This window comes from Parabacteroides sp. FAFU027, assembly GCF_022808675.1.
In the GTDB taxonomy this organism is placed as follows: Bacteria; Bacteroidota; Bacteroidia; order Bacteroidales; family UBA7332; genus CAXXIC01.
In genome coordinates this window covers 1-14,553 of the sequence record NZ_JAKZKV010000015.1, presented here as the reverse complement: position 1 = coordinate 14,553, position 14,553 = coordinate 1, and the positions used below count along the sequence as shown (strand labels likewise).

The following is a 14,553-nucleotide window of genomic DNA, read 5'->3' as shown; positions in this document are numbered from 1 at the left end:
AATCTGATCAGAATCTTTTACCGAGGCAAATGCCGAGCCGCGGATAGCCATCAACCAATGTTCCGCCAAACAACCGGCCGCCGCCCAGACAGATTTCTCCGATTACTCCGTTGCGGTTCAGTATTTTAAAACCAACTGCAGCACCGCAGCCGAAATTGGTGGCTGAATTATAGCCGCTAACGTAGCTCTCATCGTTTGCATTAGTTCCTAAAACCGCTTTTTTCTGTCCTACAATAGCCATATTCCCTTCAATAAAGAATCCGGATGCTTTCTTTTCACCGAAATAGACTCGATAATAGGGTAGTGCGATGTTTCGGATTATGAGAATTCTGGGTTTATCCAGTGACATGGATAAAGCAAGTCCCACTCCCATATTGTCCGTAATAAACCGTTCGTAATTCAACTCTGGAAGTCCGATAATCGCGGAAGCCACATTTAGCCTCACCTCGTTATTGTCCGGCGTTTTTTGTGTTACATTTACCGGGTTTTCACTTTGGCAAAATGCAGTAATACTTGTGATTGTCAAAATGATGCTGGGGATAAGTTTCTTCTTCATTGTGTTATGTTTTAGTGATTTGTAATTCTGAACATCTCTTTTTCTGATGTATTATGGAAAATAATCATCCCCAGGGCTGCCAGAATAGCCATAAATGCCCCAAAATAAAACGGTGCATCTGCATTTACCTTATCGTATAAGATTCCCGCTATCAGGCTGGCTGGCAGAAGGGTTATCCCGAGTATGTCATGATATAAACCATATCCTGTTCCTTTTAATTCGGGACTGACCAGGTCTGAAATCATTGCCGTCGGTCAGAGCACTGTAGCTCCCGTAAATAATAAACAATCCAATGAAGATTTTGATGTCATGAAAATGGCCGAAAAGGAAATATGTCACGGCGTATATCAGGAAGCCGGCAATAATCAGCTTTTCCCTCCCGATTTTATCAGAAAGTTTTCCGATAGGAATGGCCAACATAACGGATGTCAGGTTGTATATCATGTATATAAAAGGAATCGCAGATTTTGAAATGCCGGTTTCCGAAGTCTTTACCAATAGAAGGGCATCGGTTGAGTTTCCCAATGAAAAGATAAATATCACGACTAAAAATAGCCAGAACTTCCGCGGCAGTTGCCTTACATTAAATTTATCGTTGTTAATACTGAAGGCAGAATGTTTTTCGTGGATAAGAAAAACAATGGTCAATACTCCAAGAAAAGCCGGGACAGCGGCCCAAATAAAAATATAACCATAGTTCATCGGAAAAATCCAAAGCAGAAGAGAGGCCAGAAATGGACCAGCAATTGCGCCGCTGTTATCCATGGCTTTGTGAAAACCGAAGTTGCGTCCTGCATCATTACCGGTTATGGAATTACTTATCAGACTGTCGCGAGGGACTGTCCGAAACCCTTTACCCGCACGTTCTATAAAACGCAAAACTAATACCTGTACAGGACGCACAGCCAATGCGTAAAAAGGAGTTACTAAAGTGGTTATGCCATATCCGATTATCATAAAAGGCTTATTCCTGCCAAGTTTATCGCTCCATAATCCCGATACGGCTTTCAATAGTGAAGCAGTACTATCAGCGACTCCCTCAATTAGTGAAATGGTGGTTTTCGAAGCGCCGATGGAGAGCAAAAACAGAGGTATGACGCTATACACCATTTTGGTTGAGGTGTCGGTGAAGAAGCTGGTAAGACCGGCGTAAAAAATATTCTTCTCTAATCCGAATAGTTTACTGCTTTTCATTCTGAAATTGGGGGAACGTAGCTGTATCTTAGAATATAACAATCGGGGGGCGGTTGAAATCACCGTTTTAAGAGATTATTTATGCGGATGAAAATGAGACAGGCGAAATCCCGATGGAATTCCGCCTGTCATATATTTGCCATATGGCGCTTTATTACAAGTTCACCACGATACCGGCATTAAACCAGTGTCCCGGTTGGCGAAGACCGCCCAGGTCATAGTAGGTAGTGTTGGTGATATTGGCACCTTCTACCTTAAGCGTGTAGTTCTTTTCCTTCCAGGTGAGTTTGGCGTCAAGAGTTGCGTAAGGTTTATAAGTGTATTGTGTGCCTGTAATTTCGGAATAGCTGTCGTTTCTGTCCCAAAGCGTTCCGATTACTCCTAATGCAAGTTTGTGGGTTAGCGCCAGTTGGGTGGAAGCGGTTGCTTTATTTTTCAAATAGCTCAGGGCGTATTTGGAAATCCAGTTCCCAGCCGGATTGTTAGATTGGAGGTAAGTATAGCTCAATTTGATGCTTTTTACCATTTTGTCCTGAGAATAGGCCGCTGATAATTCAACTCCTTGCATATCCAACTTGTCGTAGTTTACGCTGTACCATTTTTTTGTAGCATCTTTGATAACCCAGTCAATCTGATTTTTGGTAGAACGGGAGAATGCTGTTGCCGAAGCAGAAAAATGGTCCTTGTTAACCTCAAAACCAATGTCAAAAGATGTCGCTTTCTCCATTTTTAGATTAGGGTCACTGATTTGAGAAGCCGACTGGTAGTACAAATCTGTAAAGGTTGGAAAGCGTGTATTATGATTCAAATTTGCAATCAATTTAAACCATGGGAAAAGTTGATATTGAGCATTTGCTCCCCAAAGAAGCTGGTTTTCAAAGGAGGTTGTCAGATACCCTATATTTCCTTCAGCCTGGAAGTTTTTAATATACATCCTGTGTTTTAGAAATACATTTGTAGTCTCTCTTTTCTTTCCATATAGATAAAAGGCTCCCGGTTCTCCGGTTACAGGAATCTGTTTGCTAAGTTTATCTCCGATATTATTACTGTAAACATGACTGTACATGTAATCAATACCGGCAAATGTTTTACCTAAAGTTGAAATATAAGAGACGCAAAATGAGGCATTCCAATCATCTGTCGTATGGTAGAATATTTTCTTATAGCCAGGCATTGAAAATTTATCATAGACTTTCTTGTATGATATGTTTGAGGTGAAAGTCAGATTTTGCATAGACTTGTTCCAGCCAATTGAACTTATATATGATTTAGTTGCTTCACGTTGAAGTGAGTCATACTTAGTATAAAAGCTATTTGCTCCAAATGCCTTTTCCTGATAACCCGCCTGAAGGTCGAAGTTTCCGAATCCGTGGGCGCCTTGTTTCAGGTGGATAAATCCGTTTTGGGTATTGAAATCGGTATTGGCAGTGTAACCTTCTGAACGTTTCAGAGACGCTGCTGCAAACACATTGGTCAATCCCTGATGCAGGTTTCCGTTGAGGCGATACAACTGGTAACCGTATTCACCGGAATTGATTTCGGCTTTGAGGAAGTTGCGCTTCGATGAGCCTGTGATGAGGTTGATAGCTCCGGTCAATGCTCCGGGAGTGGTCAGGCCTTGCAGCAGGTTTACCTGGTCGATGATTTCGATGTCGATAGGAAGTCCGAGGTTCTGGTGTCCGGTACGGGAGTCGGTAAAATTGACACCATTGAGGAATACTAAGCTTTGGTCGAATGAACCGCCGCGGATAGAGAGGTCGGCTTGTACGCCGCGTACGCCACGCTCGCGAATGTCGATGCTGGCCGACTGGCGAAGGGCACTTTCGAGACTGATGACCGGTAATCGGTCTACATCACTTGTTTTAATGACCGGTAGGGTGGTATTGAGTCCTTGCAGACTTTCGATTTTGCTGCCCACCACGGTCAGCTCGCTCAGTTGCTGCTCACGTCCGGTACGTAAAGAATCTTTGGCCAGCGTGTTTTCTGCTTTGGCAGCAGGCACGGCAAGCATTGAAAAACCGGACAATAAAACGCCGATTCTCACCACTTTTCCCATGCTGGTAAATGCCGAATAATTCTTACGGGACCATCTGTTGAAGCTGATCTGAGCAAAATTTGTACGTTGATTTTGCATAACAAATTGTTTGGTTTATACTAAATTGTCGCTGCAAAGATACGGCTAAATTGTGAGTTGGATTGGTAGGACGTAAATAAAACGGGTGGATTGTCGTTGTAATGATATGATAGATAGTTTTATAGCGTTTTTATAGGGCTCTATTTTATAATTGGATTTGAAAGTGGAGAGATTCTCTTTGGTAAAGAATCCTGAACGTGATTTATCTATTTACCCATAATCAAAACTTTCAATTTGGAGAGGTTGCAAGTCCTCTCTTTTTTGTGTATGTTTGCATCTCTTTTGCTTCCGAGTGAAGCTGTTATTTTCAAACAATAATCATTCAAGATAAAATCTATTATTATGAGATTTGTAGTTTCAAGCACAGATTTTTTGTCACATTTACAGACGATTGGCCGGGTAATCAGTTCAAAAAACACAATACCCATTCTGGATAGTTTCCTGTTTTCGTTGAATGAAAACCAACTGACCATTACCGCTTCGGACGGTGATACTACTTTGGTGACCACTATGCAGGTAGCTGATGCGGAAGGTAACGGCGTATTTGCCATTTCTGCCAAACTGTTGCTTGATCCGCTGCGCGAACTTCCTGAACAGCCGTTGACGCTTGATATCAACGATGCCAATCTGGAGGTGTTTATCTATTTCCAAAACGGTAAGTATAACCTGATTGGCCAGCACGGTGAGGATTATCCGAAAAGCCCGGCTATCAAGGAAGAGCATACTCAGCTTAACATTGAAGCACAGGCATTGGCAAGCGGTATCAACAAAACTATTTTTGCAACTGCCGATGATGAGCTCCGCCCTGTGATGAACGGGGTATTCTTCGATATCACACCGGATGCGCTTACGTTCGTTGCATCTGATAGTCACAAGCTGGTTCGTTGCACAAACAACACTATCAAAGCCAACTCGGCTTCTTCTTTCATCTTGCCGAAAAAACCGGCAACCATGCTGAAGAATATTCTTCCGAAAGAGCAGGGAGCTGTATCCATCGCATTTGATGAACGTCTCGCACACTTTACTTTCTCTAACTATAGAATGGTGTGTCGCCTGATTGAAGGCCGTTTCCCGAACTACAACTCGGTAATTCCTCAAAATAACCCGTACAAGGTTGTCGTTGACCGTGTACAGTTGATGGCAGCGCTTCGTCGCGTATCTCACTTCTCTAACCAGGCCAGCAATCTGATTAAATTGCAGATTGAGAACAACCTCATCGTGGTGACGGCTCAGGATATCGACTTCTCTACTGCGGCTGAGGAATCTATCATGTGCCAGTACGGTGAAGCGCCTATCCGCATCGGGTTCAAATCATCGTTTCTGGTGGAAATCCTGAACAATATGGGTTCAAGCGAGGTTTCTCTTGAGCTGGCAGATCCTTCCCGTGCAGGTATTGTATTGCCAATGGATCAGGACGAAAACGAAGATCTGCTGATGCTGATCATGCCGATGATGCTCAACGACTAAATAGCATTTACAAAAAAGATAATCAATAAAGTAGTCAGGAGGACCGATTCCTCCCGGCTACTTTGTTCTGTTTATAACAACACCTCCGTAATGGGAGGAAATTCTTTCAAATAATCCTTTACCTATGCAATTAAATCTGCGGAATCCGCTTGTTTTCTTTGACCTGGAGACTACCGGAACAAACCCTGTTACTGATAGAATCGTTGAAATTTGCTACCTGAAAGTAAATCCAAACGGTACCGAAGAATCCAAAACCATCCTGGTAAATCCGGGAATGCCAATTCCTGCTCAGGCAACGGCTATCCATGGAATATCTGATGCCGATGTAGCCAATTGTCCGACCTTCAAAGAAGTTGCCAAGAATCTGGCCCGCGATATTGAAGGGTGTGATTTGGCGGGGTACAACTCTAACCGTTTCGACATTCCGTTGTTGGCGGAAGAGTTCTTGCGTGCAGATGTCGATATCGACCTGAGCAAGCGTAAATTTGTGGATGTACAGACCATTTTCCATAAAATGGAACAGCGCACACTTTCTGCCGCACTCAAATTCTATTGCAATCAGGATCTGGAAGACGCCCATTCGGCTGAGGCAGATACCAAAGCGACCTATGAGGTGCTCAAAGCCCAACTGGATCGTTATCCCAACCTGCAAAACGATGTTATCTACCTGTCAGAATTTTCTGCACACAATAAAAACGTGGACTTTGCCGGTCGCTTTATCTACGATGATAAAGGTGTGGAGATTTTCAATTTTGGTAAATACAAAGGAAAACCGGTGGCAGAGGTCTTGAAAAATGACCTGGGTTACTATGGCTGGATGATGAATGGCGATTTCTCGCTTCATACCAAAAAAGTGCTGACCAATATCAAGTTGCGCGAACTGAAAAAATAACGTGTTTGAAAGTTTCCTCACAGGAAGACAAAATCCAATAAACATGTCATTACAATCCAAAAAGATCGTACTCGGTGTAACCGGAGGGATAGCGGCCTATAAAGCGGCCAACATTATCCGGTTGCTGGTGAAGAAAGGGGCGGAGGTAAGAGTCATCATGACCCCGCTGGCCAAAGAGTTTGTTACTCCACTCACATTGGCTACTTTGTCAAATAATCCCATTTTGGTGGATTTCTTTGATCCGACCAACGGGGCCTGGAACAGCCACGTGAAGATTGGCCTTTGGGCAGATGCTTATCTGATAGCACCGGCAACAGCCAATACCATGGGCAAGATGTCGCACGGCATTGCCGATAATCTGTTGCTGACCTCTTACCTGTCGGCACGGTGTCCGGTATTTGTTGCTCCGACGATGGACCTCGATATGTATGCTCATCCGAGCACGCAGGAGAATATTGAGACCCTGCGCCGTCGGGGCAATCACATCATCGAACCGGGAACAGGCTTCCTGGCCAGTGGTCTTGAAGGCAAAGGCCGTATGGCTGAGCCGGAGGAGATTGTACAGGTTTTGGAAGACTTTTTTACTAAAAGCCAGGATCTGGCCGGTAAAAAAATCATGATTACTGCCGGTCCGACGTATGAAAAGATAGATCCTGTACGTTTTATAGGTAATTATTCATCCGGTAAAATGGGTTTTGCCCTGGCCGAAGAGTGTGCCTGTCGGGGTGCACAGGTGACTTTGGTGGCAGGACCGGTTGATCTCAAGACCAGTCACCCTGCCATCGAACGGATTGATGTAGAGTCAGCTGCCGAGATGTATGAAGCTTCCGTAAAGGCTTTTGCAACGGCTGATAGCGCCATACTCTGTGCCGCTGTGGCTGATTTTACGCCGGAAACGTCTGCCGACCAAAAGATTAAACGGGAGAAAGACGATCTGGTTATTCGCCTGAAACCTACCCGTGATATTGCGGCTGAATTGGGTAAATGCAAAACAGATAAGCAGGTGTTGGTGGGATTTGCCCTCGAAACACATAACGAATTGGCGAATGCCCAATCGAAGCTTGAGCGCAAGAATCTGGACTTTATTGTCCTGAACTCATTACAGGAAAAGGGTGCCGGATTTCGTCACGATACCAACAAAATCTGTATTGTGGAAAAATCCGGAGCAAAGACCGATTACGAGCTTAAATTGAAACCGGAAGTAGCTGCCGATATCATTGATAAGCTGGCCGGATATCTGAAATAAGAAATAGTCCAAAACAATAAAGCGTAAGTCTATGAAGCGCAACCTTTTATTATCATTCATGCTGGTGCTGGGTTTGGCAACCCTGTCAGCACAAGAGTTGAATTGCCGGATCCAGTTCAATACAGATAAAATCCAGGGAACCAACAAGCAGGTATTTACGACATTGCAGGGGGCGCTGATGGATTTTATGAATAATAAAAAGTGGACCAATGCCAGTTTCACCCAACTGGAGAAGATCGATTGCAGCTTTGTGATTACTGTAAAAACGGCTGATTTAAGCGCCAATACTTTTACCTGCGATTTGCAGGTGCAGTCGCGTCGTCCGGTGTTTAATTCGGTTTATACCACCTCGTTATTTAACTTCAAGGACCCCTCATTCGATTTTTCCTACGTGGAATCAGACCCGTTGCAGTTTACGGAAAACCGTTCGAATGGTAACCTGACCGCAGTCATGGCATTCTACGCCTATATTTTATTAGGTGTTGACCAGGACAGTTTCTCGCCTTTCGGTGGAACGGCCTATTTCAATAAAGCGAGTGAAATCATGAGTCAGGCTCAGTCCAACAATCTGAGCGGATGGGGCGCATTTGAAAATGCCAAAAACAGATATGCCCTGGTTTCTGCGTTTACAGACGAAGCGTCTAAAGGATTTCGCCAAATGTGGTACACCTACCATCGAAAAGGACTAGACGAGATGAGTACCAATACCGACAAGCCCCGTGCTGCCATTGCCGAATCACTGACTGCGTTAAAAACGCTGAACAGTGACCGTCCTGGATCTGTTTTGCTAAGCATTTTCTCAGATACCAAAATTGAAGAGGTAAGAGATGTTTTTTCAAAAGGATTGACCTCAGAAAAAGAGAGCGTACATCAGATTCTTACTGATGTATTTCCTGCACAGGCCAATCGTTACAGTTCTATTTTACAATAGAATTAGCCTATGTTGAAATCACTTTTTGTTCAGAACTACGCACTAATAGACCGTCTGGAGATTGATTTCCACGAAGGCTTTTCCGTCATTACGGGAGAGACTGGAGCCGGAAAATCCATCATTCTGGGCGCCCTTTCCCTTATCCTCGGACAACGAGCCGACAGCAAATCCATCAAACAAGGTGAAAACAAATGTGTCATAGAAGGTTACTTTGATATCTCCGCTTATTCACTGCAAAGCTATTTTGAGGAAAATGATATCGAGTACGATGCCAATACGACCATTCTACGTCGCGAGTTAATGGCCTCCGGGAAATCCCGTGCATTTATCAATGACACTCCGGCTTCACTGAACCAGCTTAAGGAGCTTGGCGCACGGCTTATCGATATCCATTCTCAACACCAGAATCTGTTGCTTTCGGATAATTCGTTTCAGCTTAGGGTGTTGGATATGATGGCGGGTAACCAGCCTTTACTGGAAAGATATGGCGTTGAATTTCAGCTTTACAGGAAATATAAATCGGAGCTCAAACGCCTGACCGAGCAATCACTGAAAGAGAAAGAGGAAGAGGATTATCTCCGCTTCCAGTTTAACCAACTGGATGAAGCCAAACTGGTGGAAGGTGAACAGGATGAGCTGGAGAAAGAGCAGGAGATGCTCATTCATGCCGAAGAGATTAAAGGAAATCTATATAAAATCTGCCAACTGCTGAGCAGTGATGACGGTGGAGTCGTTCAACTCCTCCGCGAAGCGATGCAGGTAGCCGGAGCGACGTCGAAGGTGTATGCCGATGGTGAAGAATTGGCTCAACGTCTGGAATCGAATTATATCGACCTGAAAGATCTGGCTACTGAGTCGGAATCCATGGCCGAAGATATCGAGTTTAATCCTGAACGATTGGCCTTTATCGATGAACGATTGAGCCTGATTTATCAATTGGAACAAAAGCACCGGGTGAAAACCGTGGAGGAACTGTTGTCCATCCGGCTGGAGCTGGATAACCGCCTATCCGTCATTGAAAACTCCGACGAAGAGTTGATCAAACTGACGGATTTGGTTGAAACACAGCTCGCTGTAGTCACCGGACTGGCGGCAGAGCTGACCGAAAAACGCAAAGCGCATGCCCCCCAATTGGCCAAAGAGTTGATGCTGAAAGTATCGCCGTTGGGGATGCCACATGCCAAAATAGAAATGGCTTTCGATACGAAGAAGCAACTCGACGATAACGGAGCGGAAGGAGTGGATTTCCTCTTCTCGGCCAACAAAAACGGACATCTGCAACCGGTAGCCCAGATTGCTTCGGGCGGTGAGGTTTCCCGTCTGATGCTTTGCCTGAAAGCGTTGATTGCTGATGCCAAAGCCTTGCCTATCATTGTATTTGACGAAATTGATACCGGGGTTTCGGGCGAGATTGCCGATAAGATGGGAGTGATCATGTGGGAGATGTCGCAGGTGATGCAGGTCATCAGCATCACACACCTGCCACAGATTGCCTCGAAGGGAAAACACCACTACAAGGTGTATAAAGAAGATAACGAACACTCGACGGCTACCCGTCTGAGAAAACTGGATACAAACGACAGAACAGCAGAAGTAGCGCGGATGCTGAGCGGGGCGGAACTGACTCAGGCTGCCCTCGAAAATGCGCAAGAACTGATTAATCAATGGAAAAAAGCGAAATGATTTTCGGCATTCGTGCCGTGATTGAGGCTGTGGAAGCCGGTAAAGAGATTGATAAGATTCTGGTAAAACGGGAGCTTCAGGGAGACCTTTCCAAGGAGCTTTTTAATGTTTTACGTGGAAAAAATATTATGGTTCAGCGCGTGCCGGGTGACAAGCTCAACCGTATGTCGCAAAAGAACCACCAGGGGGTGATTGCCTTCCTATCTGCCATTACTTACGATAAACTGGAGAGCATGGTTCCGTTCCTTTACGAACAGGGCAAAGACCCTTTCGTGCTGGTGCTTGACGGACTGACCGACGTGCGTAACTTTGGTGCTATTGCCCGTACCTGCGAATGTGCCGGTGTGGATGCCATCGTGATTCCGCAACGTGGTAGTGTGACCGTAAGTGCCGATGCGGTGAAGACTTCGGCGGGAGCCTTGCTGCATATCCCGGTTTGTCGTGAGAAATCGGCGGGAGAGGCTTTGCAATACCTTAAAGATTGCGGATTCAAGTTAATTGCCGTAAGCGAAAAAGGAACAATGAATTACACCCAGGCAGATTATACATCAGGTCCTGTGGCTTTGGTGGTAGGCTCTGAAGAGTCCGGTATTCCCCGCGAGCACATTGCAATGTGTGATGAGATGGTCTCCATTCCACAGTTTGGAACTATTGCGTCATTGAACGTTTCGGTGGCTACAGGTGTTTTGATTTACGAAGTGATTCGTCAGAGAGGTGCATTTTAAGTTATTCATTTCCCCAAAAAACTACTTACTATGAAAAAAGTAATTGCTACCAATCAGGCTCCGGCAGCCATCGGGCCATACAGCCAGGCTGTAGAGGTTAATAATATGCTTTTTACATCCGGTCAGATACCGGTTGACCCTGCCACCGGCGAGTTTGCATCTGACGATATCGTCGGCCAGACCGTACAGGTTTTTAAAAATATCAATGCTATCCTGGCAGAAGCGGGTTACACTATGGACAATGTGGTTAAGACCACAGTATTCCTTACCGATATGAGCTATTTTGCTGAGATGAATGCGGTATATGCCGAGGAATTTGGTGACAGCTTCCCTGCCCGTTCTACCGTAGCGGTAAAGGCTTTGCCAAAAGGAGCTTTGGTGGAAATCGAAGTGATTGCGGTGAAATAACTGACTGATACCCCTATCTAAAAAGAAATAAAAACCGGATTCTGTTAATGACGGAATCCGGTTTTTTTCTGTTAGTAATCCTCCCAAGACTGCAGCTCTATTTCTATGACTGTCATGGCAATTACTAAGAGTGCCAGATTCTTTTTCAAGAGATCATTCTTTTAATGGTAGGATTTCAGCGAGCTCGCATTTTATAGTACTATGAATTTATTCAATACAGAAAGTCCTTTCTTATTGCTGATTTGCAGGATGTAGCTTCCCCGTTGATACTCCGATGTATTCAGAGTCCATTGCGGGGGACTGATTTTTGTTTTTAGAATTTCCCGACCTTCCAGATTACTGATTCTTATCTCTGAAACCTCCTCCAGACCGGTAACAATTAAATGATTTGTTGCCGGATTGGGATAGATTCGGATATTGCTGTCCTTAGTCGTGTTTAAAGCAGACGGAGTGCTTTTGCCGGTCGTAACCTGGAAATTATCGAAATGGACATGAGCATTGAACGTACGCAGACCGACTTTGCCTGATATAAAAGGTTGCGGGTCGGTAAAGTCAATTTTGGGAGTATTCAGATCATCAACATACACCTTAATGTTAGCCCCTGCTACTACAACTTTCAGCGTATATTTTCTGTTGGTCGTGTAAGACCCTGCAGCTGACGCCAATTGGGTATAGTTGTAGTTCTGTTTTCCAAGAATGAGAGCTCCCGAGGCTAAAGTGACGAAATATCCCTGGTAAAAATCGGTTCCTAACTGGGAATTATTCCCTGCGCTGCCTAATGCCGGGTTATTCACCCTGAAGATCAGGCCGCCATTTATCACATCATTGTAAGTAATATCGGTCTGAAGACTATAGTCAGTCCATCCGGTACTGCCCAGTGTGCGTTTCCCATATCCGATGCTGCTTGCTTCACCCGATTCGATAGCCCATGTGCCATCACTGTAGTTCCAGTCAGAAGAGAAGGCAGATTGAAAATCATCCGTTTGGGTAAAGGCGTCGTTAGCAGCTTCCTGGAACTGAATCCGATAGAGACTGTAATTTCCGTCAATTGTTTCAATACGCAGGTTCTGATACCCTGCTGTTAAGTTCAACCCCTTAACCGTAAAGGTGCTAAAAGTGCTGTTGCTGCCGGTAGAGGGCAGTGTAACGATTCCGGTTAAATCCTTGTTATCCTGCCAGATTCTGATCTGTGAGGCTCCTGCTGAGGCGTAACGTATTCCGGCGTTATAGATACCTGTGGCTTTAATATTCACCCTGTATTTATACCATTCACCGGTCTGATTATCGGTTATCGCATAGCCGCCTTCGCTGCAATCGGATATATTGACGCTGTCATTCCGGATATATTTACTGCCTGAATTCCCAACAGTAACATCGTGATAAGCGATTCCTTCACCACCGGAAATGTAATGTACCGCTTCAATCGCTCCGGGAATGGGTTTGTATGTATCAAAAATACCGGAACCGTTTACCTGATTACTGAAGGCGATATATCCAAAACGACCTTTACTCCAACTGGTCATGTAGCCGATCTTTCCCCCGTTTAATGTACTTGTCACTGAGGATTTCAACATTCCATCGATAAAGAACTTATGTAGAGTGCCGGATTTTTCGATACGCAGACAATGCCAGGCGGAAGGAACAAATGCAGTGGATAAACTGTAATAACGGGGAGCTTCCCATACATTATTTACCTGGAAATTAATCTCCAATAGTTTGCTTGAACTGTGTATGACGGCTATCCCATAGTTGGCTTCATCGGTATATCCGAATATGGCTCCGGTACGTGACTGACTGTTGGAACAGCTGTCTTCGCAGAGATTAAATTCGGCTGTATAGTTGTCGGATGCTTTTTTAGTAGAAATGATTTTGTGCCAGGTTTCTGAGCTCTCTTTATAAGAGGTCTGTATTAAAGCGTCATTATTCTCAATGATCCAGTTTCCACCGTTTGGAGTCGTCCAATCTGTTCCGGTTTCCGTTCTGGCAAAATAATCGTACATATAGGGCATTGCGGATGCTTGTTGTGCCCAGGTAGTTGGGCCGAGTACCAGCATTTTATCCCCGTTCCAGGCAATGCGGTCATAATTTAAATGGCGGTAAGGTCCTACGCCATAATCGCCTGCCAGATTGTGATAGCTGAAGAAGTAAGTATCCAGGTCTGGACCAATAAAGGCTGTTCCATGTCCCAAACCGACAAAGTCTCCTTCGGTACTAACCAGAAGGGGATTTTGTGCGCTTTGAGCCGTAAAGGGATTGATTGGTCCTGAGCTATTCTTCGCATAATCGATTCTGTACCCTTTACTGATACAATGATTTCCTGTATAAAGCAGATAATATATTCCGTTTCGTTTAAATACGCAGGGACCTTCAGTCCAGTTATTACCCATACAGGTATTCAGGTTAATGTCATCACCGATAGCAGTGGGGGAGCTCATGGCACAACCCTGGATACCATTCATTCCGGCATGATAAAAGTACCAGTTCCCGTTGTCATTAATAAATACCGAACCGTCGATGCTTTTGCCCAGATTCCCGGTCGCGACTGTAAACGGGCCTGTGGGGCTTTTGCCGGTTAATACATAATGTCCGTTGCCTGCCGGTGAGGTGTACATATAGAAAGCGCCGTTCCAGTACACAACTTCGGGGGCATACGCAGTTTTCGTAACCGCATCGGTTGAGCAGGTGTAAGGCCCTGCCCAGTGAACCAGATCATTGGACGACCAGCATTTGATCCCTATGTTATTGTCTTTTGTGCTGCTATACAGATAATAGGTTCCACAGTATTTCATGATATAGGGGTCGCCGATTCCGTACAGATACCATTCACCCGAAAGAGTCATGGGATTCGTCCAGCTTTGCGCCTGAACGTTAAGAAAAAGAGTAAAAATCCCCATCCAGAGGAAGGGGCATTGATTTACCCTATAAGGGTTTCTGTTTACTCGAATTCATACGCATTCAGAGAACTACAATGAAAATGTTATTGATTGTTCACTGATTATACATAGACTATTTTCAGGCAAACCCGTAAAACGTCTCTGACCACGCCCTTAGGACGTGGTTTTCTAAGCTGAAATAAATGTAAATGCAATTGAAACAAGAGTTTTCATGGATATATAGTTTGTGGATTTTATGGCTATGCGGTAATAGTGACAAAATTATTCTGTCAGACTCGAAGGGAATAACTGAATCTCATTGCTGTCCCATTAAAATCTAAAAAAGGTCTTTGATATATTTGAAATTTAGTCAGTTATAGTCGTTTTTGAATTAAACGGATTTCAATTTGCACTTTTGCACTTCATAATACGATTTGCAAATGC

Annotated in this window: 11 protein-coding genes; 7 read left to right on the top strand and 4 right to left on the bottom strand. The window is 44.5% G+C overall.

The features are described from left to right. Window positions 1-7 precede the first annotated feature (7 nt). The 3 genes from MLE17_RS17015 to MLE17_RS17005 form a co-directional block, all read right to left on the bottom strand. Entirely contained in the window at window positions 8-556 is a 549-nt protein-coding gene (locus MLE17_RS17015) for a hypothetical protein (RefSeq protein ID WP_243349921.1), read from the bottom strand. Window positions 557-742: 186 nt separating this feature from the next. Beyond that, window positions 743-1,750 (bottom strand): MFS transporter, encoded by a 1,008-nt coding sequence (locus MLE17_RS17010; RefSeq protein ID WP_243349920.1) that lies wholly within the window; start codon window positions 1,748-1,750, stop codon window positions 743-745. Window positions 1,751-1,904: 154 nt separating this feature from the next. Continuing rightward, window positions 1,905-3,884: a TonB-dependent receptor gene (locus MLE17_RS17005; protein ID WP_243349919.1), complete on the bottom strand. Its 1,980-nt coding sequence runs from the start codon at window positions 3,882-3,884 to the stop codon at window positions 1,905-1,907. Window positions 3,885-4,226: 342 nt separating this feature from the next. Between MLE17_RS17005 and dnaN the strand changes: the two genes are divergently transcribed. From dnaN to MLE17_RS16970, 7 genes are all read left to right on the top strand, one after another. After that, complete coding sequence (gene dnaN, locus MLE17_RS17000; RefSeq protein WP_243349918.1) at window positions 4,227-5,351, top strand: DNA polymerase III subunit beta; 1,125 nt, start codon at window positions 4,227-4,229, stop codon at window positions 5,349-5,351. Between the two features lie 124 nt (window positions 5,352-5,475). Beyond that, complete coding sequence (locus tag MLE17_RS16995; RefSeq protein WP_243349917.1) at window positions 5,476-6,243, top strand: 3'-5' exonuclease; 768 nt, start codon at window positions 5,476-5,478, stop codon at window positions 6,241-6,243. Window positions 6,244-6,286: 43 nt separating this feature from the next. Further along, window positions 6,287-7,489 (top strand): bifunctional phosphopantothenoylcysteine decarboxylase/phosphopantothenate--cysteine ligase CoaBC, encoded by a 1,203-nt coding sequence (gene coaBC / locus MLE17_RS16990; protein WP_243349916.1) that lies wholly within the window; start codon window positions 6,287-6,289, stop codon window positions 7,487-7,489. A gap of 31 nt (window positions 7,490-7,520) precedes the next feature. After that, on the top strand, window positions 7,521-8,420 hold the full coding sequence (locus tag MLE17_RS16985; protein ID WP_243349915.1) for a DUF4835 family protein: 900 nt from the start codon (window positions 7,521-7,523) through the stop codon (window positions 8,418-8,420). Between the two features lie 9 nt (window positions 8,421-8,429). Further along, window positions 8,430-10,103, top strand: a complete 1,674-nt coding sequence (gene recN / locus MLE17_RS16980; RefSeq protein ID WP_243349914.1) for a DNA repair protein RecN — start codon at window positions 8,430-8,432, stop codon at window positions 10,101-10,103. Continuing rightward, window positions 10,085-10,828: a 23S rRNA (guanosine(2251)-2'-O)-methyltransferase RlmB gene (rlmB, locus tag MLE17_RS16975; protein WP_243349913.1), complete on the top strand. Its 744-nt coding sequence runs from the start codon at window positions 10,085-10,087 to the stop codon at window positions 10,826-10,828. Before recN ends, rlmB begins: the two co-directional genes overlap by 19 nt. A gap of 30 nt (window positions 10,829-10,858) precedes the next feature. After that, complete coding sequence (locus tag MLE17_RS16970) at window positions 10,859-11,236, top strand: RidA family protein (RefSeq protein WP_243349912.1); 378 nt, start codon at window positions 10,859-10,861, stop codon at window positions 11,234-11,236. Window positions 11,237-11,427: 191 nt separating this feature from the next. On the opposite strand, the gene MLE17_RS16965 is transcribed toward MLE17_RS16970, so the two are convergent. Next, window positions 11,428-14,130 carry a family 43 glycosylhydrolase gene (locus tag MLE17_RS16965; protein WP_243349911.1) on the bottom strand — a complete coding sequence of 901 codons (2,703 nt, stop codon included), beginning with the start codon at window positions 14,128-14,130 and terminating at the stop codon, window positions 11,428-11,430. Window positions 14,131-14,553: the final 423 nt, after the last annotated feature.